General features: G+C 72.9%; 24 protein-coding genes. 6 read left to right on the forward strand and 18 right to left on the reverse strand.

Annotated features, from left to right (window positions below; all coding sequences use genetic code 11):
* Positions 1-50: 50 nt before the first annotated feature.
* From ACLQ27_RS24430 to ACLQ27_RS24450, 5 genes are all read right to left on the reverse strand, one after another.
* On the reverse strand, positions 51-470 hold the full coding sequence (locus ACLQ27_RS24430) for a protein-tyrosine phosphatase family protein (protein WP_357489838.1): 420 nt from the start codon (positions 468-470) through the stop codon (positions 51-53).
* 419 nt (positions 471-889) lie between these two features.
* Positions 890-1,474: a hypothetical protein gene (locus ACLQ27_RS24435; protein ID WP_357489836.1), complete on the reverse strand. Its 585-nt coding sequence runs from the start codon at positions 1,472-1,474 to the stop codon at positions 890-892.
* Between the two features lie 503 nt (positions 1,475-1,977).
* Positions 1,978-2,628 carry a response regulator transcription factor gene (locus tag ACLQ27_RS24440; protein ID WP_357489834.1) on the reverse strand — a complete coding sequence of 217 codons (651 nt, stop codon included), beginning with the start codon at positions 2,626-2,628 and terminating at the stop codon, positions 1,978-1,980.
* On the reverse strand, positions 2,619-3,779 hold the full coding sequence (locus ACLQ27_RS24445) for a sensor histidine kinase (RefSeq protein ID WP_425868813.1): 1,161 nt from the start codon (positions 3,777-3,779) through the stop codon (positions 2,619-2,621). The genes ACLQ27_RS24440 and ACLQ27_RS24445 overlap by 10 nt, the downstream gene beginning before the upstream one ends.
* 60 nt (positions 3,780-3,839) lie before the next feature.
* Positions 3,840-4,649, reverse strand: coding sequence for a DedA family protein (locus ACLQ27_RS24450; RefSeq protein WP_425868815.1), 810 nt, complete (start codon positions 4,647-4,649; stop codon positions 3,840-3,842).
* A gap of 100 nt (positions 4,650-4,749) precedes the next feature.
* On the opposite strand from ACLQ27_RS24450, the gene ACLQ27_RS24455 reads away from it, so the two are divergent.
* Both ACLQ27_RS24455 and ACLQ27_RS24460 read left to right on the forward strand, forming a co-directional pair.
* Positions 4,750-5,430 carry a carbon-nitrogen hydrolase family protein gene (locus ACLQ27_RS24455; protein ID WP_425869099.1) on the forward strand — a complete coding sequence of 227 codons (681 nt, stop codon included), beginning with the start codon at positions 4,750-4,752 and terminating at the stop codon, positions 5,428-5,430.
* A gap of 104 nt (positions 5,431-5,534) precedes the next feature.
* Positions 5,535-6,035: a DinB family protein gene (locus tag ACLQ27_RS24460; RefSeq protein ID WP_425868817.1), complete on the forward strand. Its 501-nt coding sequence runs from the start codon at positions 5,535-5,537 to the stop codon at positions 6,033-6,035.
* A gap of 15 nt (positions 6,036-6,050) precedes the next feature.
* On the opposite strand, the gene ACLQ27_RS24465 is transcribed toward ACLQ27_RS24460, so the two are convergent.
* From ACLQ27_RS24465 to ACLQ27_RS24495, 7 genes are all read right to left on the reverse strand, one after another.
* Positions 6,051-6,701 carry a histidine phosphatase family protein gene (locus ACLQ27_RS24465; RefSeq protein ID WP_357575236.1) on the reverse strand — a complete coding sequence of 217 codons (651 nt, stop codon included), beginning with the start codon at positions 6,699-6,701 and terminating at the stop codon, positions 6,051-6,053.
* 60 nt (positions 6,702-6,761) lie between these two features.
* Positions 6,762-7,637: an alpha/beta fold hydrolase gene (locus ACLQ27_RS24470; protein ID WP_357489824.1), complete on the reverse strand. Its 876-nt coding sequence runs from the start codon at positions 7,635-7,637 to the stop codon at positions 6,762-6,764.
* Positions 7,638-7,661: 24 nt separating this feature from the next.
* Positions 7,662-9,134 (reverse strand): protein kinase domain-containing protein, encoded by a 1,473-nt coding sequence (locus tag ACLQ27_RS24475; RefSeq protein WP_425868820.1) that lies wholly within the window; start codon positions 9,132-9,134, stop codon positions 7,662-7,664.
* An 87-nt stretch (positions 9,135-9,221) separates the two neighbouring features.
* On the reverse strand, positions 9,222-9,425 hold the full coding sequence (locus ACLQ27_RS24480) for a hypothetical protein (RefSeq protein WP_357575234.1): 204 nt from the start codon (positions 9,423-9,425) through the stop codon (positions 9,222-9,224).
* 2 nt (positions 9,426-9,427) lie between these two features.
* Positions 9,428-10,492, reverse strand: coding sequence for a LacI family DNA-binding transcriptional regulator (locus ACLQ27_RS24485; RefSeq protein WP_425868822.1), 1,065 nt, complete (start codon positions 10,490-10,492; stop codon positions 9,428-9,430).
* 128 nt (positions 10,493-10,620) lie between these two features.
* Positions 10,621-11,508, reverse strand: coding sequence for a helix-turn-helix domain-containing protein (locus tag ACLQ27_RS24490; RefSeq protein WP_357489818.1), 888 nt, complete (start codon positions 11,506-11,508; stop codon positions 10,621-10,623).
* 138 nt (positions 11,509-11,646) lie between these two features.
* Positions 11,647-11,886 carry a DUF397 domain-containing protein gene (locus tag ACLQ27_RS24495; protein ID WP_234588179.1) on the reverse strand — a complete coding sequence of 80 codons (240 nt, stop codon included), beginning with the start codon at positions 11,884-11,886 and terminating at the stop codon, positions 11,647-11,649.
* A 267-nt stretch (positions 11,887-12,153) separates the two neighbouring features.
* Between ACLQ27_RS24495 and ACLQ27_RS24500 the strand changes: the two genes are divergently transcribed.
* Positions 12,154-12,804: a GGDEF domain-containing protein gene (locus ACLQ27_RS24500; RefSeq protein ID WP_357489816.1), complete on the forward strand. Its 651-nt coding sequence runs from the start codon at positions 12,154-12,156 to the stop codon at positions 12,802-12,804.
* Between the two features lie 28 nt (positions 12,805-12,832).
* Here ACLQ27_RS24500 and rox read toward each other — a convergent pair whose 3' ends face one another.
* From rox to ACLQ27_RS24515, 3 genes are all read right to left on the reverse strand, one after another.
* Entirely contained in the window at positions 12,833-14,260 is a 1,428-nt protein-coding gene (gene rox, locus ACLQ27_RS24505) for a rifampin monooxygenase (protein WP_425868824.1), read from the reverse strand.
* 150 nt (positions 14,261-14,410) lie between these two features.
* Positions 14,411-14,884 (reverse strand): SRPBCC family protein, encoded by a 474-nt coding sequence (locus ACLQ27_RS24510; protein ID WP_425868826.1) that lies wholly within the window; start codon positions 14,882-14,884, stop codon positions 14,411-14,413.
* A complete protein-coding gene (locus tag ACLQ27_RS24515; RefSeq protein ID WP_357489810.1) occupies positions 14,868-15,212 on the reverse strand; it encodes an ArsR/SmtB family transcription factor in 345 nt (114 codons plus the stop codon). The genes ACLQ27_RS24510 and ACLQ27_RS24515 overlap by 17 nt, the downstream gene beginning before the upstream one ends.
* 160 nt (positions 15,213-15,372) lie before the next feature.
* Here ACLQ27_RS24515 and ACLQ27_RS24520 point away from each other — a divergent pair, with 160 nt between their 5' ends.
* A complete protein-coding gene (locus ACLQ27_RS24520; RefSeq protein ID WP_425868827.1) occupies positions 15,373-16,023 on the forward strand; it encodes a flavodoxin family protein in 651 nt (216 codons plus the stop codon).
* A 307-nt stretch (positions 16,024-16,330) separates the two neighbouring features.
* Here ACLQ27_RS24520 and ACLQ27_RS24525 read toward each other — a convergent pair whose 3' ends face one another.
* Complete coding sequence (locus ACLQ27_RS24525) at positions 16,331-16,822, reverse strand: type II toxin-antitoxin system PemK/MazF family toxin (RefSeq protein ID WP_234588172.1); 492 nt, start codon at positions 16,820-16,822, stop codon at positions 16,331-16,333.
* A 64-nt stretch (positions 16,823-16,886) separates the two neighbouring features.
* Between ACLQ27_RS24525 and ACLQ27_RS24530 the strand changes: the two genes are divergently transcribed.
* The gene (locus tag ACLQ27_RS24530; protein WP_357575233.1) at positions 16,887-17,402 is read left to right on the forward strand and encodes an NUDIX hydrolase; all 516 of its coding nucleotides are present in this window, start codon (positions 16,887-16,889) and stop codon (positions 17,400-17,402) included.
* A 50-nt stretch (positions 17,403-17,452) separates the two neighbouring features.
* On the forward strand, positions 17,453-18,757 hold the full coding sequence (locus tag ACLQ27_RS24535) for a hypothetical protein (protein ID WP_425868829.1): 1,305 nt from the start codon (positions 17,453-17,455) through the stop codon (positions 18,755-18,757).
* A 25-nt stretch (positions 18,758-18,782) separates the two neighbouring features.
* Here the strand turns inward: ACLQ27_RS24535 and ACLQ27_RS24540 are convergent, their stop codons facing one another.
* Positions 18,783-19,292 carry a DUF2267 domain-containing protein gene (locus ACLQ27_RS24540; RefSeq protein WP_357489802.1) on the reverse strand — a complete coding sequence of 170 codons (510 nt, stop codon included), beginning with the start codon at positions 19,290-19,292 and terminating at the stop codon, positions 18,783-18,785.
* Positions 19,293-19,399: 107 nt separating this feature from the next.
* Positions 19,400-19,798, reverse strand: a complete 399-nt coding sequence (locus ACLQ27_RS24545) for an NUDIX hydrolase (RefSeq protein ID WP_357489800.1) — start codon at positions 19,796-19,798, stop codon at positions 19,400-19,402.
* Positions 19,799-19,842: the final 44 nt, after the last annotated feature.

A 19,842-nucleotide genomic window follows, 5' to 3' on the forward strand; every position in this document is an offset into this window, starting at 1 on the left:
CGGCGGCCCACTCCAGCAGGAGCGTGTCGCGTCGCCGGCGACGCCGGTGGTCAGGCGACGTGGCGCAGCCAGCGTCGCTGCCAGGGTGTCTCGACAGCCTTCCGGTGGTAGCCCGCCCGGACCCAGGGCACCGCCTGCTCGGCAGGCAGGCCGTCGAGGATCGCCAGAGCGGCCAACGCCGTTCCGGTCCGGCCGATCCCGCCGCGGCAGGCCACCTCGACGCGTTCACCGTCGTGTGCCCGACGCAGAGCCGCGCGCAACGCGTCGAGTGCGTCCGCCCGATCGAGCGGCACCCAGAAGTCGGGCCACCTGATCCGGCGGTATGGCCAGGTCGGCTCCGGGCCGGGTGCCAACAGCAGGGCGAAGTCCGCAGGCGAGGCGGTCGCGGCGACGCGGCGGCCGCGCACCGCGGCCCCGCTCGGCAGTACGAGCAACCCCGTCTGCTCCGACCAGATCTGCGCGGCAGTCACCGGGACATTGTGCCGCGCACGAGGGCGGCTCATGGTGCACGGCGGGCACGGAAAAGCGCCGCCCCCGACCGGGTGGTCGAGGGCGGCGCCGGTGTCGGTGTGCAGGTCGCCTCTCGGCGAGTGGCGCGACGCGGCTCCAGCCGGACGGTATTCCGCGAGGGCTATGTAGGTGAGGCCCGGGGACACTGAGTCACACCGACACTGTGCACAACCAGCGGACGCCCGCCGGTGTTCCCGCCCCAGCGCAGATCTTGGACAGTTACCGTCCGCTCGGAACGGTAACTGTCCAAGATCTGCGCCGCGCCGCGCCGCGCTGTACGGGCCGGGCCGAGCGGGCCGTCCGGGCGACCCGGCGGGTGGGCATGCCGATGGCCGGCACCCCGCGGGGTGCCGGCCAGTCGGTCGGGTTGGGCTGTGGGTCAGCTGTTCCAGTACTGGCCAACCAGGTCGGCCGCCTGCTGCTCCCACTGGGCGTACGCGTCGGGGTACGCCGAGACCTGCACGGTCTGGGCGGCCTCGGTCAGCGGCATGTCCTGCCAGCCGTCAACCTGACGCAGGCCCTTGAGGAACGCGGTCGTCGAGTACTCCGGGTCGGTGATCTGCTCGGGCGTGCCCCAACCGCTGGACGGCCGCTGCTGGAACAGACCCAGCGAGTCGTGGTCGTTCATGTCGCCGAGGTGGCCCAGGTTCTCCAGCTTCGACTCCTGCAGGCTCGTCGCGATCGAGATGACCGCGGCGCGCTCGGGCAGGCCGGCCTTCTTCGTGGCGGCGATGATCGCCTTGACGTTGGCGGTCTGCTCGTCGTTCAGGTCGATGTGCGACTGGGCACCCTGGGTGCCGTGCGGGATCAGCTTGCTCGTGTCGGGCTTGTCGGCCTGCACCACGGCCACCGGGCGGGCGTCCGTGCCCGGGGTGGCGACATGGGCGATCGGGCCGGCGAAGACACCACCGGCGAACGCGAGACCGGCAACAGACAGCATGCTCTTACGGAAGATCGTGTTCATGGGGGTAGCTCCTTCGGGGGTAGGAACACCCGCCTCACCGCCGGGGAGCGGCGACGCGGATGTGAGCACCTCGTCCGGCGCTGCACAAAACAAGGCGAAAAGTCTGGGGGGCGGCCCGCGAACCGGGGAGGCTCGCGGCGCCGGGACCGTGTGTAACGACCACCGGTCCGGGGTCATTCCCGGCCCTCACCGGGGCCAGGTTGCGGACCCGGGGGCGGGCCCACTGTCGTTCGGGGGTCTGCAACGACCCGGCCCGGCCGGCCATTCCCCATCCGGTCGAGCGGGTGGAGGTGGCCGTGGTCCTGCGATCGTCAGGGTGTGTAACGACCCCCGGCCGGCCACGATTCCGGTCCAGGGATGCGACAGGTCACAGCCTGAAGACCCCAGGATCGGACATTTCGCCCGCGATCATCCACCCGAGTGGGCCGGAGCGGACCGTCAGGTGACGATGCGCCCGGAACCTCCGACACCTCAGGGTCGGGATGAGCCGGACATCCCGGCTTCTACGAGGGGGTGCCCAGGTAGCGCAGGACCGCGAGGATGCGGCGGCTGTAGCCGGTCGTGTGGGCGAGGCCGAGCTTGTCGAAGATGGCGTTGACGTGCTTCTCCACGGCGCTCTGCGACACGTGCAACCGTTGGGCGACAGCGGCGTTGGTGTGCCCCTGGGCCATCTCGTGCAGGACGTCCCGTTCGCGCGGGGTGAGTCGACCGAACGGGTCGGGTCGCTCCGATCCGGCCACCACCTGGCGGACCACCTCCGGGTCGAGCGCGGTGCCCCGGGCAGCGACCCGGTCGAGGGCGTCGAGGAAGTCGTCCACCTGGGCGACCCGGTCCTTGAGCAGGTATCCGATGCCTTCGGGACGGTCCGCGAGCAGGCGGGCGGCATAGCGCCGCTCGACGTACTGGGAGAGCACGAGGACGCCGGTGTCGGGCCACCGCTCGCGGATCTCCAACGCGGCACGCAACCCGTCGTCGGTGTGGGTGGGCGGCATCCGGACATCGGTGACCACCACGTCGGGACGGGACCGGGCGACCGCCTCGACAAGCTCGTCGGCGGTGCCGACGGCGGCGACGACCTCGTGGTCCTCCTCGGCCAGCAGCCGCGTGAGGCCCTCCCGGAGCAGGGTCGAGTCTTCGGCGAGAACTAACCGCACGGCAGTTCCGCGAGCACTGTGGTCGGGCCGCCGGCCGGACTCGTCACGACCAGCCGACCGTCCAGCGCGGCGACCCGCCGAGCCAGCCCGGACAGCCCGCGCCCGGTGAGATCCGCGCCGCCGACACCGTCGTCGTGCACCCGCATGCGGACCCACCCCTCCCGTACGCCGATCTCGACCGTGACCAGGTTAGCGGCGGCGTGTTTCGCGGCGTTGGTGAGCGCTTCGCAGGCCACGAAGTAGAGCACCGTCTCGATCTGTCGTGCGGGGCGCAGCGGCAGGTCGCAGCGGATCCGCACCGGCACCTCGGAACCGCGGGCGACCATGGCGAGCACCTCACCCAGGTCGCTGGCGTCCAACGCCGACGGGTAGACCCGCCACGCCACCTCGCGCAACTCCGCGACGGCCCGCTGCACGTCCTCGTGGGCCTGGGTGACAAGGGCGCGGGTGCGGTCGGCGTCGCGGGCGCGGCGGGCCCTCCCGAGCAGCATCCCGAGGGCGACCAGCCGCTGCTGGAGACCGTCGTGCAGGTCGCGTTCGATGCGCTGCCGTTCGGCGTCGACCGCCGCGATGACCGCTGCCCGGCTGGTGGTCAGCTCCTGCACCCGCCGGGTCAGCTCCGCCCGGTGCCCCGGCCGCAGCAGCCGCCGGGCCAGCCGGACGTCCAGCGCGGCGATGCTGGCGAGGGCCTGGATGTTGAGCAGGAGCAGCACCGCGCCGACGGCGACCTGGGACAGCGCGTCGAAGAGGCTCAACTCTCCGCGTACCGCCGCGCGCAGCACGATCCCCGCGAGCACCAGGCCGATGCCCAGCACGGCGTACGCCAGCAGGCCGAGCGTGCCGGGCAGCAGCCGGGCGGCCAGATAGCCGACCTGCCGCCGGGTCGCCACCTCGTGCGCCGTGGGCGGCTCGTCCGCGCCGAGCAGACCGGCGAGACGCCGACGTTCCAGGCGTACGAGCTGTCCCGCGCACCGTCTGGTCAGGTCGGTGACCCGGCGGCCGGCCGCGGGCGCGAGCGCGGACACGGCGAGCGCGACCGCCGCGACGGCCAGGAAGCCGAGCTCGACGGCGGCCGTCGCGTTCCCGACGGCGACGCCGAACGGCAGCCGCAGCCGCGCCCACCACGGGCGGGTTGGCCGCTCCCCGGTCACCTGGCGTCCCTTCGGGTGGCGTCTCCTTCGCTCCGCTTCACCGGAGACCTCCGCGAGACGCTAGCGCTCGTCCGAGGCCCAGGAACTTCCCCGGTAGAGGGTGCCCCGACCGCCCGGATCCGGCATCCCCGACGGCGGCGCACCATGCCGGGAAGACCCCGGGTCCGAGCCGGAGCGGTCGTCCGACGCGGGGTTTCGCGCCACGCGGCGGGCCCGCAGCACCCGCGAGCCGACGAACCAGGCGACGGCCGCGACGCAGGTGACGATCACGACGTTCTGGAGAGTGCCGACGTAGCCCTCGACGAGGTGCCAGTTGTCGCCGAGCAGGTAGCCGGCGAGCACGAAGGTGGTGTTCCAGATCAGGCTGCCCAGCGTCGTGTAGAGCAGGAAGGTCCGCACCGGCATCCGCTCCACCCCGGCCGGGATGGAGATCAGGCTCCGGAAGATCGGAATCATCCGGCCGAAGAACACCGCCTTCACGCCGTGCCGGAGAAACCACGCCTCGGTCCGGTCCACGTCGCTGAGCTTCACCAGCGGCAGTCGGGCGACGATGGCGCGCATCCGCTCCCGGCCCAGGGACGCGCCGATCAGGTAGAGCGCCAGCGCGCCCAGCACCGAGCCCAGCGTGGTCCAGAAGATCGCGCCGACCAGGCTCATCCGCCCCTGTGCCGCCACGAAGCCGGCCAGCGGCAGGATGACCTCGCTGGGGATCGGCGGGAACAGGTTCTCCAGCGCCACCGCCAGTCCGGCGCCCGGGCCGCCGAGCCGTTCCACCAGATGGCTGACGTAGCCGACGATTCCGCCCTCGGGCGGTTCGGCCGCGGCCGCGGGGGTTCCGGTGGCGAGGACGGCGTGCGACGTTCGAATCATGTCCCCACGCTACGAACCGATCCTGAGAATCGACCATGAGGCGGACCATCGGACCCCGCGGGTCGCCCACACCGGCGGGGGTGCGGAAAACCGCACCCCGCTGCGGCTCGCGGTGGCGCAGCCGCCGTGCGTACCCCTGGATGTCGCAGCGAACGCGCGGGCACACGCCGACGCGGTCCGCGCGGCGCGCGCCCGGGTGGTGGTCTTTCCGGAGCTGTCCCTGACGGGGTACGAGGTGCAGGGCCCGGTCGTGTCGGTCGACGACCCCCGGTTGGCGCCGCTTGTCGACGCGTGCGCCGAGGCGGGCACCCTGGCGCTGGCCGGCGCACCGGTGGCCGGTGACCACATCGGGGTGCTGGCGGTGACCGGCGACGGGGTGGCCGTGGCGTACCGGAAGATGTGGCTGGGCGGCGCGGAGGCGCAGCGGTTCCGCCCGGGCGACACACCACGTGTGCTCGAGGTGGACGGGTGGCGGATCGGGCTGGCGGTCTGCAAGGACACCGGCGTCGCCGCGCACGCGCAGCGCACGGCCGCACTCGGGATCGACGTGTACGCGGCGGGGGTGCTGGAGTCGGCGCGCGACGCTGCGGTTCCGGACGAGCGGGCACAACGGATCGCCACGACACACCGGGTCTGGGTGGCGGTGGCGAGCTTCGCCGGGTCCACCGGCGGCGGCTACACCGAGGCGGCGGGCCGGTCGGCCATCTGGACGCCGCAGGGTGACGTGGCCGCCCGGGTGAACACGGCGCCGGGCGAGTGGACCGCGACGACCCTCCACTGAGGACGCAGTCGGTGCGGCCGGATCGGCGTCACGGCGCTTCGGTGTCGGTCGGCTCGTGCGTTTCGCGGTTGCTCGTGGACGGCGGCCTTGACATGCTTCGGCCCATGACCGGTTTTCCGCCGACCTTCGCCGACGATGTCGTCGATCTGCCGTCCCAGGCGCAGGTCGAGGCGTTTCTCGACGAGCACCGCCGCGCGCTCAACAGTTCCCTGGACGGGCTAACCGAGGAGCAGGCGCGACGCTCGTTGGTGCCGTCCCGCACGACGCTGCTGGGGCTCGTGAAGCACGCGGCCTTCGTCGAGAAGGTCTGGTTCGACGAGGCCGTCACCTGCCGGCCACGCGCCGAGATCGGCATCCCGGCGACGCCGGACGAGTCGTTCATCCTGGCCGCCGGCGACACGATCGCCACCGTCCAGCAGGCGCACCGCGAGGCGTGCGAGGCGTCCCGCCGCGCGACGGCGTCCCTGGGCATGGACGACGTGCTGCGCGGCCACCGGCGTGGCCCGCTGCCGCTGCGCTGGGTGTACCTGCACGTGCTGCGCGAGCTGGCTCAGCATTGCGGGCACGCGGAGATCCTGCGCGAGCAGGTCCTCAGCAGCGACTAGGGCGCCGGCGCGGCGTTACTGGATCGCGCGCTGGCCGACCCGGGCGGTGTCGCCGAAGCGGCGCAGGGTCCAGCGGGCCGGCGGCCAGCCGCCGGTGTCGTGGTCGGTGACCCACTCGGTGATCGAGGCCGGCGGCACGTCCAGGTCGAACGCCCGGAAGATCGGCTGCGCGGCGAGCGCGTGGAAGGCGCCCTCGACGGTCTCGCTGTGGCCGACCAGGACCACGGTGCCGCCCCGGTGCCGGTGCGCGATCTCCATGATGGCGCGGCTGACGCGCACCACCAGTTCGGCCCAGCTCTCGTTGCCGTCCTCGAAGGGCCGGAACACTCCCCCGCCCGGCACCGCGTGTTCGGTACGGAAGCGGGTGACCGGCAGCCCGTCGGCGTACGGCGGGGTGTGCCAGGTGCACAGACCGCAGTCGGCCAGCGGGCGGACGCCGAACGCCGCGGCGATGGGCTGCGCGGTCTCGACGGTGCGCCGCAGCACTGACGAGTACACCGCCACCGGCCCCTCGACGGCGTAGTCGTCGACGAGTCGCTGGGCAAGCCGGTGTGCCTGGTCGTGGCCGAGCGGCGTCAGCCCGCGGCATCCGTGCGGGCCGCCCACGATCCCGTCGACCTGGTGGAGCGACTCGCCGTGCCGCACGAAGATCAACCGTGTTCGCATCGGCCCATCATGCCAGCGACGCACGCGGATGGATCAGCCGTCCGTACGAGATGACTGTCGTCAGCCGGCGTCCAGCACCTCGCGCAGCCGCGCGGCGAACTCCTCGGGCTTGCCCGCGTAGCCGAACTCGCCTCCGAGGAAGCCGCCGTGGTGACTCGGGAACACCACGGCCTCTTGGCCGAGCAGCGCCGCCGTGCCGAGGGCCGTACGGGCGGTGTAGGTGCCCGCCGACTCCTCACCGACCGCGATCACGATCCGGGTCGACGACGCCGTGAGCACGCTCGCGTCGGGGCGGTAGTCGGTGATCGCCCACGAGCTCTTCGACAGCAGCGGATTGTCGCGGCTGCCGTCGTCGTCGGTGGGCATGCCGACCATCGCCGGGTCGGGCGCGGGCTGGGCGAAGTAGGCGTCGGTGAACTCGCCCTGCCACGACGTCATCGCGATGAACGAGGCCATGCCGGCGCCGAATCCCTTCGCCTGGTACGCCTCGTAGAAGCCGTTCCGAGCGCGTTCGGCCGCCGCGGCGTCCGGGAGCACCGCGTTGATCGGCGGCTCGTGGGCCACCAGCGTGACGACGTCGCCGGGGTGGGTCGCGACGAGTTCGAGTGCGGTCACGGCACCGCCGCTGCTGGCGAACACGTCCACCGGGCCGGCGTCGAGCGCCTCGATGAGCAGGTGGAGGTCGGCTGCCTGCTGCTGCGGCGTGTGGTCGGACCGGCCGTCGGTACGGATGCTGCGGCCAAGCCCGCGCGGGTCGTAGGTGACGACGGTGCGGTCACTGAAGTGCGGGGCGAGCGCGTCGAAGCCCTCCGCTGTCATCGGCTGGCCGATCATGAGCAGCGCGGGCCGTCCGCCGCCCGGGGGCAGTGGGCCGCGGACGTCGTAGACCAGCTCGACGCCGGGCACGGCGAGGGTGTGGGTCTGCTTCGTCGTCATGCCGGTGAGACTACGACAGATGCCTCAGCCGTCGGTGCGGCCGGCGGGCAGCCCGCGGGCCTGACTGAGCAGCGCGTCGAGCTGGGCGCCCGTCTGCCGCGGCAGCCGGCCACGGTCCACCAACTCGGCGATGGTGTCGCGCAGGTCGGCGATGCGCCGCTCGCGGTCCTTGGACCGTCGGTTCACGTCGGCGAGGTCGTCGCGGAGGTCCTGGGCGGTCTTGCGGTCGACATCCCCACGGGCCACCGCCGCGGCGAGCACCTCGGTGAACTCGTCGCTGACCTGGCGGAAGCTGACCGGCACCTGCTGGCCGACCGTCGGTGGAGCGGCGCTTGCGGTCGACGGCGACGCCGACGCCGATGCCGACGGCTTCGGTGACTGTGTGCTGGGCGCGGGCGCTGGGGCGGAGGTCGACGGCGGGGCCGCCACCTGCGCGGGCCCGGGAGTGTCGGGAGTGTCGGGTGTGCCGAGGCCCTGGGTGAGCACCGCGCCCAGGCCGACCAGCATGGCGAGACCGGCCGCGACGAGGAGGCCCAGAGGTCGGCGCGATCGGCGGCGGGCCGGCACGGCCGGAACCGGCACGGGCCGGGCGGCCGAGCGGTCGATCAGGGTCGGCGGATGGGCCGCCGCGGCGGACGGCACGATGCGCAGCAGCTCGGTGGGGGGCTCGACCGGTTGACCGGCGCCGAACCGGCGGGCCAGCTGCGCGGCGCTCGGCCGGCGGGCCGGGTCGGCGGCGAGGCAGGCAAGGGTCAGGTCGGCGATGTCGGCGGGCAGGCCGTCCACCCGCAGCGGCGGCACCGGCGTGCCCTGCCGGTGCACCTCGAGGGCGTCCTCCCAGCTCTGCACGGGCAGGGGCGCCTGGCCGGTGAGCGTGCGGTAAAGCAGCGCGCCGAGGGCGTACACGTCGCTGGCCGGATCGGGCGGACCGGCGGTGAGGCGCTCGGGCGCGAAGTACGCGGGTGTGCCCATCAGCGGCTCGCCGGACTGGCTGTCCAGCCCGCCGAGCGCGGCGATGCCGAAGTCGAGGACCTTGGCGCCGGTGTCGGTGAGCATGACGTTGCCCGGCTTGACGTCGCGGTGCACCACGCCGATGCGGTGCGCGGCGGCCAGCGCGGCGGCGATCTGCCCGGCCACCCGGACGGCCTCCGGCCAGGGCAGCGGGCCACCGCGCAGCCGGTCGCCCAGGTTGTGGCCCTCGACCAGCTCCATCACCAGGTACGGGACGACGACGCCGCCGGCCAGCGTCGCCTCGGCGTAGTCGTACACCTGGGTGACGTGTGGGTGGGTCAGCCGGGCGGCCGCGCGGGCCTCGCGCTGAATGGTGGCCCGCAGTTGCGGGTCGGCGGCGAGTTGCCCGGCCAGCACCTTGATCGCGACCGGCCGGCCGAGGACCTCGTCGTCGGCCCGCCACACCTCGGACATGCCACCGAGCCCGATCCGCTCGTGCAGGACGTAGCGGTCGTGGAGGCGGAGGGTGGGCGTGAAGGGTGACATGGCTTCACCAGTCTGCCTGGCGAGTGCCCCTTCGACCACTCTGCGTGCCCGACCCGGCACGGTTCGTCCCGCCTGTGCCGAAATGGGTCAGGAGCAGCGGGTCACCGTGGGCATCGGTCGGGGCTGGATCCGGTCGGCGAGCCGGCGTAGGGCGACGGCGGTCACCTGTCGGGTCGGGGCGAGCAGCGGCCGGCGCTGCCGTTCGGCCTGGACCGGGGCGTCCGGTCGGGCCGAGTTGACGTGTCGGTTCATCGCGTCGAGAGCGGTGACGTAGCCGGTCGGGAATTCCATGGTCAACTCCTCGGGACAGGTCCGGTGGAGGCCCGGACGACGAGTGCGGTGGGCAGCAGCACGTGACCGGCTGCGGCGTCCGCTGGTGGGTCGAGCAGCAGTTCGGCGGCGATCCGGCCCTTCTCCTCGGCCGGCTGCCGGACGGTGGTGAGGCCGGCCGACGCGGCCTCCGGAATGTCGTCGAAGCCGGTCACCGAGACCGGCGGGTTGGTGCCGCCCGGCCGCTGGGCCAGCGCGTCGAGCACACCGAGGGCGAGGATGTCGGAACCGGCCAGCACGGCGGTCGGTGGCACGGGCCTGTCGAACAGGCCGGCGACGGCGGCGGCCGCGGCCTGGCGGCTGTTGCCGAGGGCGTTGACCAGCGTCAGCTCCGCCCAGTCGACGCCGACGTCGGCGAACGCGTCGGCGAAGCCGGCGAGCCGGCCGCGGGTCGTCGGGTGCCACGCCTCGTGCGCCCCGGACAGGGTGACGGGGCCGGCGGGCGCGTCGGGCAGCACGGCGTCGGCGAGCAGGGCCACCCGGCGGTGACCGAGGCCGGCCACGTGCGCGGCGACGCTGCGCGCCGCGGCCCGCTCGTCGATGCCGACGTACCGCTCGTCCGCGCCGGCGTCGTCGCGGGGGGCCGTGCTGACGTACGGCAGTCCACGCGCCCGGATCACGTCCAACGCCCACTCCTCGTCGGCGACGCAGTAGACGCAGAAGCCGTCGACTGCGGCGTTCTCCACCGCGCGGCGGGCGTCGGTCTGCGCGGGTGGGAGCGGCACCAGCAGCATGCTCGTGCCGTGTCGCTCGGCGGCGCCACTCACCCCGGTGAGGAAGCTGATCGCGAAGGGGTCGGTGAAGGCGTACGACAGCTGCGACGTGAACAGGACCCCGATGGAGCCGACGAAGCCGCGGCGCAGGGAGCGGGCGGTGGGGTTGGGCCCGGGGTAGCCCAGTTGACGGGCGGCGTCGAGGATCCGCTCGCGCAGCGCCGTGGAGAGCTGGTCGGGACGGCTGTAGGCGTTGGACACGGTGCTGCGGGAGACACCTACGGCGTCCGCGACGGCTTGCAGTGTTGGCTTCACCCGGCACCTCTCTGTATCGATTCAGACTGAATCGATACAGAGACTAACCCGACGAGTTGGCGACGGTCAATACGAACCTGCGAACCCGCAGGGCCACCCCGGGTGCGACTGCCGCCCCGGGCGGGCGCTCACTGCGGGTAGAGCTCCTCCAGCAGTCGACCGAGGATCTCCGGCGTACGCTCCGGCGGCTCGGCCTCGACGCACAGCCGCTCCATGGCCACTGCGTAATAGTCGAGGTCGTCGCGCTTGTCGAGGTAGATGGCGCTGGTGAGCTGTTCGATGTAGACGATGTCCGGCAGCTCCTGGTCACCGAAGCGCAGGATGGTGAACGCGCCACCGGCGGCCGCGTGGCCACCGGCGGCGAACGGGATGACCTGGAGGCGGATGGTGGGCGACTTGGTGGCCTCGATGAGCGCGACGAGCTGCTCACGCATCACCTCGGCGCCGCCGATCGGACGGCGCAGCGCCGCCTCGTCCACCACGGCCCAGAGCTGCGGCGGCTTGTCCCGGTGGAGCAGTTGCTGGCGCTGCATCCGCAACTCCACGCGGCGATCGATCTCGGCGACGCCGGCCGCCCCGTGCCCGAGCAGCACCACCGCCCGCGCGTACTCCCGGGTCTGCAACAGGCCGGGGACGAACTGCACCTCGTAGCTGCGGATCAGCGCAGCCGCCGCCTCCAGGCCCAGGTACGACTGGAACCAACTGGGCAGCACGTCGCCGTAGCGGTGCCACCAGCCGGGGCTGTTGGCGTCCCGGGCGAGCTTCAGCAGCGCCTCGCGCTCGCCCTCGTCGCTGACGCCGTAGAGGGTCAGCAGGTCGGACACGTCGCGCTCCTTGAAGCCGACCCGACCCAGCTCCATCCGACTGATCTTCGACTCAGAGGAGCGGATCTCCCACCCGGCGCCCTCCCGGGTCACTCCGCTGGATTCCCGCAGGCGGCGCAGTTGGGCGCCGAGCAGCATGCGCAGCACGGTTGGCCCGGTTGTCGGACCGCCCTCGGCGGGAACCATCGTCACGTGCGGACCTCCGGATACCGACCACGCGGCCGGGCACCCAGCCCGGCCGACGTGTAAGCATGCCATGGACCGACAGTGAGGTGAACTCCTCCGTACCGGCGATTCAGTCCCGTCCCCGGGACGGCCCTGGGCGACCGGTCAGTTGATCAGGTGATCGAAGTCGCCGTCGCGTGCGCCGAGCACGAACGCGGCGATCTCGTCCACTGTGTAGATCAGTGCCGGTCCCTCCGGATGGCGCGAGTTGCGGACGGCGATGCCGGCTCCCCCGGGCAGTTCAGCGAGTTCGACACAGTTGCCGCTGGGGTTGCTGCGGCGGCTCTTCTGCCAGCTCAGCGGGGGCAACTGAGTAATCGGAACGCCATTGGGTGGCTGTTGCATGAGAGGCGTCTTTCTGCTCACGAGCCCGCCGGTGCCCGTGGGAGGAGCGGTGACGGCGAGGGTGCGGTATCGACAGTGGATCGTTATGCACGTGCATCTGCTATTGCATCTGCACCGGACGGCGAGCATGATAACGCACGTGATCGGTGCTTATCCGTTCACTTTGCGTTACCCCGACTGGGGCAACCACCAGGGAAAACTGGCCCCGACGCGGCACCGCGCCGCGCAGACCGACGGCTGGAGGCGGTCGCGACGATGGGAGGTCTCGTGCCGGATCCGATGAGCGTCGCCTCCGGCATCTGTGCGGCGGGAGCCCTGCTCTCCTCCTGGCAAATGCGCCGACGGGCCCTGCGGGCCGAGGCCGAGATCGGGCACCTCCAGGCCGAGTTGGCCGCCGAACGGCACGCCGCCAGCCACGACCCGCTCACCGGGCTGCCCAACCGACGCGCCTTCTACCGCCTCGCGGCCGCGCTGCTCACCAACGCCGACGGCCAGCCGCTGATCGCCATCGTGCTCGACCTCGACGACTTCAAGCAGATCAACGACCGGTACGGGCACGCCGCCGGCGACCAGGTGCTGATCAGCGTGGCCGAACGGCTGGCCGGTTTCGCCGGCGACAACCTCGTCGCCCGCCTCGGCGGCGACGAGTTCGCGGGCCTGCTCGCCAGCCCGACTGTCGACCGGCGCTGGATCGAGCACGCCACCCGCCGCCTCAGCGAGACCGTCGCCGCGCCCATCCGGCTCAACGGGTGCAGCGTCCGCGTCACCGCCTCGGTCGGGCTCGCCCCGGTGACCGGTCCGGCCCAGCTCACCGACGCGCTCAGCCGCGCCGACGCGGCCATGTACCAGGCGAAGAGCCTCTCCGGCCCGCGGGCGCCCCGCCAGCTCGTCGACAGCGCCCGCCTCGCGGAGTGGTGACAGGACGGCCTCAGGCGGCGGGTCCGCCTCAGACGGCGGGTCCGCCGAACCACCGGGGCAGCTGAGCGACCAGGTCGGCCTGATCGTCACCGGCCCAGGCCACGTGGCCGTCCGGCCGCAACAGCACCGCGGGTACGTCCAGTTCCGCGCTGACGTCGACGACGTGGTCGACCCGGTCGGCCCACCCGTCGACCGAGAGCCGGCCGGTCTGATCGAGCAGCAGCCCGCGACCGCCGTGCAGCAGCTCGTAGAGCCGTCCCCGCTTCAGCGGTACGTCCCGCAGGTGCCGACCGACCAGCTCGTGGCCCTCGCCGAAGTCGTAGCGCACCCCCAGGCCGGTGACCTTCTCGATCAGGTACCGGTTGACGTCCTCGAAGTCCATCAGCTCCGACAGGAGGTGGCGGACCGCCTGCGGCCCCGGCTCGGGGGACAGCAGGAACATCTGCGCGCGGGTGTTGACGAGCACGTCGGCGGCCACCGGGTGCCGCTCGGCGTGGTAGCTGTCCAGCAGCCCGTCGGGCGCCCAGCCGTTGATCTCGGCGGCCAGCTTCCAGCCGAGGTTGACCGCGTCCTGGATGCCGAGGTTGAGCCCCTGCCCGCCGGTCGGTGGGTGGATGTGCGCCGCGTCTCCGGCCAGCAGCACCCGGCCGACCCGGTAGCGCTCGGCCAACCGGGTGGCGTCGCCGAAGCGGGAGAGCCAGCGTGGCGAGTGCACGCCGAAGTCGGTGCCCGCGTACGCCCGCAGTTGCTGTTGGAACTCCTCGATCGTCGGCGGGACGGAGCGGTCCTCGGCCACCTCGGCGGCGGGCACGAGAACCCGGTACACGCCGTCCCCGAGCGGCCCGAGGCCGAACCGCAGGTGGGTCTTGCGGACCTCGGCCACCACCTCGGCCACCGTCTGCGCCGGTACGCCCACCTCCATCTCGCCGAGCAGCGAATCGACCCGGCTGGGTTCACCGGGAAAGCCGACACCGAGCAGCCGACGGACCGTGCTCCGGCCGCCGTCGCAGCCGACGAGGTAGCGCGACCGCAGCGGCGTACCGTCGGCCAGCTCCGCCGTCACCCCGTCGTCGTCCTGACTCAGGCCGACCAGTTCGCTGCCGCGGCGGACCTCGACGCCGACCTCGACGGCGTGCTCCGCCAGCAGCCGGTCGGTGGTGGTCTGCGGAATACCGAGGACGTACGCGTGGGCACTGTCGAGACCACCCGGCGACGGCTTGGGGATCGCGGCGAAGTAGCCACCGAGCGGATGCCGCGTGCCCAGGGCGAGGAAGCGCTCCAGCAGCCCGCGCTGGTCCATCACCTCGATGCTGCGCGCGTGCAGACCCAGCGAACGGACGTAGCGGGTCGGCTCGGTGTCCTTCTCCACCACGACCACGCGCACATCGTGCAGTCGCAGTTCGCTGGCCAGCATCAGACCGGTCGGTCCGCCGCCGGCAATGATCACATCGATCACGATATCCCCCGATTTTCCCACGTTTGGGCTTCGGGTGGAGATTCTGCGGCATCACCCGGGTCTTGCCGCAAGACCCCGGGTGCGATATAAGTTGGAGGTGGCAGGGAGCGCGACTTCCCTGCCATTTCTGTTTCTCCTCGCGCCTACCCGTCAGCGCATTGTGGACAGGTGGCGCTGCAGGGCGGCGTACGACTCGGCGGCCCCCTGCGCCATCCCGGACTCGGCCATGCCGTCGCGCTGTTCGGTGGTGTCGAACCGGGTGGTGCCGGTGAGGACCGTGCGGCCGTCCTGCTCGGTGAAGACCAGCGTCTCCACCGCCACCTGGCCGGGCATGCCCTCGAACTCGAACGTCTGCACGATCCGCTCCGGCGCGACGATCTCCCGGAACTCGCCCCGGAAGGCGTACACGTTGCCGTCGGGAGCGTGCTCGACGAAGCGGTAGCGGCCGCCCTCGCGGAAGTCGATCTCGACGTCCAGCGGGTTGCCCCGGCCCCACCAGTGCCTGAGGTGTTCGGCCTGGGTGTGCGCGGCGAAGACGAGGTCGCGCGGAGCGTCGAAGGACCGGGTCATCGTGATGTCCCGGTCGGAGGACATGTCGATCGTCAGGTCACGGGTTTCGGTCACGGCTGGTCTCCTTCAGGTCGCGTAGGTAGTCGTCCAGGGCGTCGTGGCGCTCGTCCCAGAGCCGGCGGTACTGGTCGACCCACTCGGCGAGGGTGCGCAGCGGTGCCGGGTCGAGCCGGCACCGCCGCCACTGCGCCTCGCGGGTCCGCACGATCAGCCCGGCACGCTCCAGCACGGTGAGGTGCTTGGAGACCGCCTGGAGGCTGATCGGGAACGGCTCCGCCAGTTCGTTCACCGTCGCCTCGCCGGTCGCCAGCCGGGCCAGGATGGCGCGGCGGGTCGGGTCGGCGAGCGCGGCGAAAACGGCGCTGACCGGATCTGCTGTCATGTCGCTTTCAACCACCTAGATTATTAACCGATAGGTTGAATCTACAGTTCAACGGCTGCCTGTCAACCCGTTCAGAAGAGGACGCGGCGTCACCCTGGTGAGTCACCCCGGAGACCGGGTATGGGGAAGCCGGCCGTCCCGTCGCCGAGAGGAACCCGTCGTGGTGAGCATTCGCGCCCTCGTCCTCAACTGCACGCTCAAGCCGTCGCCAACCCCGTCCAGCTCCGACCAGTTGGGTCGCGAGGTGCTGGCCGAACTCGCCCGCCAGGGCGTGGACGGCGAGATCGTGCGGGTGGTCGACCACGACGTGCGCTTCGGGGTGTCGACGGACGAGGGCCACGGCGACGGCTGGCCCGCGATCCGCGCCAAGCTGCTCGCGGCCCAGATTCTCATCATCGCCACGCCGATCTGGCTGGGCCAGCCCGCCAGCGTCACCAAGATGGTCCTCGAACGTCTGGACGCTGAACTGTCCGAGACCGACGACGAGGGACGGCTGCTCACCTACGGCAAGGTGGCCGGCGTCGCGGTCGTCGGCAACGAGGACGGCGCGCACCACAGCATCGGCGAAGTCCAGTGCGCGCTCAGCGAGGTCGGCTTCACCATCGCGGCGGCCGGCGCTACCTACTGGGTCGGCGAGGCACTGCACAAGGTGGACTACCGCGACGCCGGCCCCAAGCCGGACACCACCGGCCGCACCACCAAGGCCCTCGCGCTCAACAGCGCGCACCTGGCCCGGCTGCTCGCCGAGCAGCCGTACCCGCCGCCGGAGGCGCAGGGCGCCGCGGTGGGCCCGAGCCGCGAGCCCGTCTGACCGCCGCGCGCTTCACAACGCCGACGAGCACCGCCCGCATCGAGGCCGTGGTCGGCCGGGCGCCCGGGGCTCAACGAGCCGTGGCGTACGGTTTCCACGTCACCTGTCGAGCTGCCCTACGTGTGGGGCACGGGCGCGCTCCAGATCCGCACACCGCCCCACCGCCGGGCACGCTCCAGATCCGCACGCTGCCCCACCGCTGGGCACGCTCCAGACCCCGCACACTGCCCCACCGGTGGGGCAGCTCGACAGGGCCCGAAGGAACCTCGACAGGGCGCGCTGCGACAGTGCGCCAACGGGGTTTCGGTCAGCGCCAGCCGTAGCCGGCGCGCAGCGCCTGCCCGACCCGGTCGAACCGGGGCCGGTCCAGCACGGCGCCCTCGCGGCGGATGCTGTCCTCACGCATGGTGAGCACGCGGTCCAGCCGGACCCAGCTCGGCCGCTTGTCGCGGTCCCACTCGCCGGGACCGAGCGCGAACCAGTGCCGCTGACCGTCCCGCTCGCTCTGGCTCGACAGCATCAGCCCGAACAGCGTCCGGCTGTGCCGTCCGACCACCAGCACCGGGCGGTCCTTGCCCTGGCGGGGGTCGTCCTCGTACGGCACCCAGGTCCAGACGATCTCGCCGGGGTCGGCCTGGCCGTCCCGCTCGGGCGCGTAGGTCAGCTCCCGACGCTGCAACGCGCTCACCTGGCGAGGGCGGGCCACCCGCGCGGGAGCCGGCCCGGTACGCCGGGGCGACGGGATTGCCGCGCCCACCCGGGAGATGCGTTGCGCCACGTTCCTCAAGAGACCAGCCACGGCGGGCAGCCTACCGGCCCCGGCGCGGCCGGCCGGCGTCGGCGCACTGCGGCAGACTGGCCCGATGGACGAACTGCCCGACGACCTGCCGATCCTCGAGCGGCGCGCGGTGCGCGTGGTCGTTCGCGACGACGCCGACCGGGTGCTGCTGTTTCACACCCGCGACCCGGACCATCCCCGGCTGGGCACGTGGTGGGAGCTGCCCGGCGGCGGCATGGACCCCGGTGAGACGTACCGGGACACGGCCGTGCGGGAGCTGCGCGAGGAGACCGGCATCGTCATCACCGCCGACCAGGTTGGCGCACCGACCTGGCGACGACGGGCGAGTTTCCTGCACCGCCAACTGCGGCACGTCCAGGACGAGCTGATCGTCGCGGTACGGCTGAACGGGCCCGGGCCGGACGTGGACGAGGCGTACCGGCTCGACTACGAGCGGGAGGACTACTTCGGCTTCCGGTGGTGGCCGCTGCCGGAGGTGGTGGCCAGCGGGGAACGGTTCTATCCCGGCCAGCTCCCCCGGCTGATCACGGCCTTCCTGGCCGGCGAGCAGATCGACGAACCGTTCGAGCTGTGGTCGTGAGCGGGGCCGGCGAAGATGCCGGACGCGGATGCGACGGGCAGAGTGGGTACATGACGACGGACCTGCACGCGCCGCTCTCCGCGTACGCCGGGCGGCTGCACGCCACGATCGGCGACCGGCATCACGTCGCCTCCCCGCTCGGGGCCTGGCTGCTGCTCGCCCTCAGCGCGGCGGCGACGGCCGGCTCCGAACCAGCGGGCGACTCCGAGAGGGCGGGCAACTCCGAGAGGGCGGGCAACTCCGAGAGGGCGGGCAACTCCGGCTCGGGGGCCGAGGGGCTCGCGGCGGCGCTGGGCACCGACCTGGCCAGCGCGGCCACCGTGGCCCGCGCGCTGCTGGATGCGCCGCATCCACTTGTCGCGTCGGCCACCGCGCTCTGGCTCCGAGCGGGGCGGCGCACCGACGAGCCGGCCGGGTGGCGGGCGGCGCTGCCGGCGGCGACCGAGGTCGGCACGCTGCCGGACCAGGCCGGGTTGGACGCGTGGGCACGCGAGCACACCCTCGGCCTGATCGAGACGTTCCCCCTGAAGGTCCACCCGGACGTCGTCTTCGCCCTGGCCAGCGCGCTGGCCACCCGGATCTCCTGGGCGCAGCCGTTCGAGGTCACCGACGCGCGTGCGCTCGGCCCGGCCAGCGCCTGGGCGCGGGACCTACGGCGAGCGCTGCGCAGCCCGGACCACGGGCACCAAGGGGCCATCGTCACTACCGATCGGGCCGGTGACGTGATCGTGCACGCCGCCCGGGCCCAGGCCGCCGACGGCGCGGGACTGGTGGTGCTCTCGGTGGCCGCCGCACCGCACGTGCCGGCGACCGATGTGCTCGCCGCCGCGTACGACCTCGGTGCCGGCGCGGCCGACGGCGCGCAACCGCCGGGACGGCGCTCGCTGTTCGACCTGCCGCTGGGCGACACCGCGCTGTGGACGCTGCGGGAGGAGCGGGTCCGGACCCGCGCCCGCGACGGCCGCGAGGAACGACACCGGGCGGTGCTCCCCTGCTGGTCGGCCCGCAGCGAGCACGACCTGACCGCCGCGCACCTGGGTTTCCCGGCGGCGACGGCGGCGCTGGCCGGGGCGCTCGCCCAACCGGTGCAGGGCTTCGAGGCGCGGCAGGTGGCGATGGCGCGGTACGGCCGGTACGGCTTCGAGGCGGCGGCGGTGACCGGCATGTTCGGGACGGTCAGCCTGCCGCCGGAGGGCGTCGCCCGCACCGCCGAGCTGCGCTTCGGCCACCCGTACGCAGTGGTGGCCGTCGCCACCGACACCACTGCCGACGGCGCCACCGGGCCGTGGCACGGAGTGCCGGTCTTCTCGGCGTGGATCACCGAGCCCGAGGACCTGCCCGACGCCGACGTCTAGGCACCGGCGCGGTTCCCGGCGACGGTCAGCGGGTGGACGGGTCGGGCACGATGGGCGGATCGGTCGCGGTACCGCCGTGGTCGTCGCGGGGCAGTCGCGCGACCATCTCCCGGAACTCCCGTACGGTCACCGCCTCCCGCAGGGTCGCGAAGACCGCTCCGGTGCCGGCCCGTGCCGTGGCCGGGTCCACCCCGGCGCGCTGGCCCACCCGGCGCAGGAACTCCGCCGGGCCGGCGTCCACCGGCGGCGGCGCGACAGGCCCACCGACGTCAGCCCCACCGACGTCGAGGCCCACACCGGTGTCGAGTCCGTCAACGCCACCGGGCGGGCTCGGCGGCGCGTCGTCCAGGTAGCCGTCGACCTCGTCCGGAAGGTGACCGGTGAGCTCGTCCGGCGGGCCGCCCGTGACTCGCTCGGCCATCGTCTGGAGCACCGCGCGGGCGAGCGCCGCGGCCTGCTCGGTCGGCAGGCCGGACCGTCGGGACACCGCGTCGATGAAGTGCGGAAACCCGTCGCCGCCCGCGCTGTCGGTCACGCCGCGCGCTTACCCCGGGCCGCCGACGCCAAACGACGCCGACGGCACGACAGCGCAGCAAACCAGCGCAGCAACCAGCGCAGCCGACCAGCGCGCCCGAGCAGCCGTCAGCGCAGCAGGTCCGCCGCCAGCAGGTGATCGAAGATGAGCTGGTCGACCGGGGAGGTGCGGTGCCGGTCGGCGTACCCGAGCCAGGCCATCTCGGCGATCTCACTGGCCGGCTGCAGCCGCCCCCGGTAGCCGGCCCGGTAGCAGGTCATCCGCACGGTGATCCCGGTCGCGTGCCCGTGCGCCTGCGCGCTGAACGTGCCCAGGTGCACGGCGCTTCGCACGTCGACCTCGACGCTCAACTCCTCGTCGATCTCCCGGCGCAGGGTCTCCAGGTCGCTCTCCCCCGGCTCGCGCTTGCCCCCGGGCAGGTACCACACGTCCTTGCCCTGCGAACGGGTGCTCAGCACCCGGCCGTCCTCGATGAGGATCCAGGCCACCTTGTCGATCTCGCGCACGCCGCCTCCCGCCCCGCTGAGAGCGGGCACGCTACCACCCGGCG

Origin of the sequence: Micromonospora sp. DT63 (assembly GCF_049841615.1) — a bacterium.
GTDB lineage: Bacteria > Actinomycetota > Actinomycetes > Mycobacteriales > Micromonosporaceae > Micromonospora.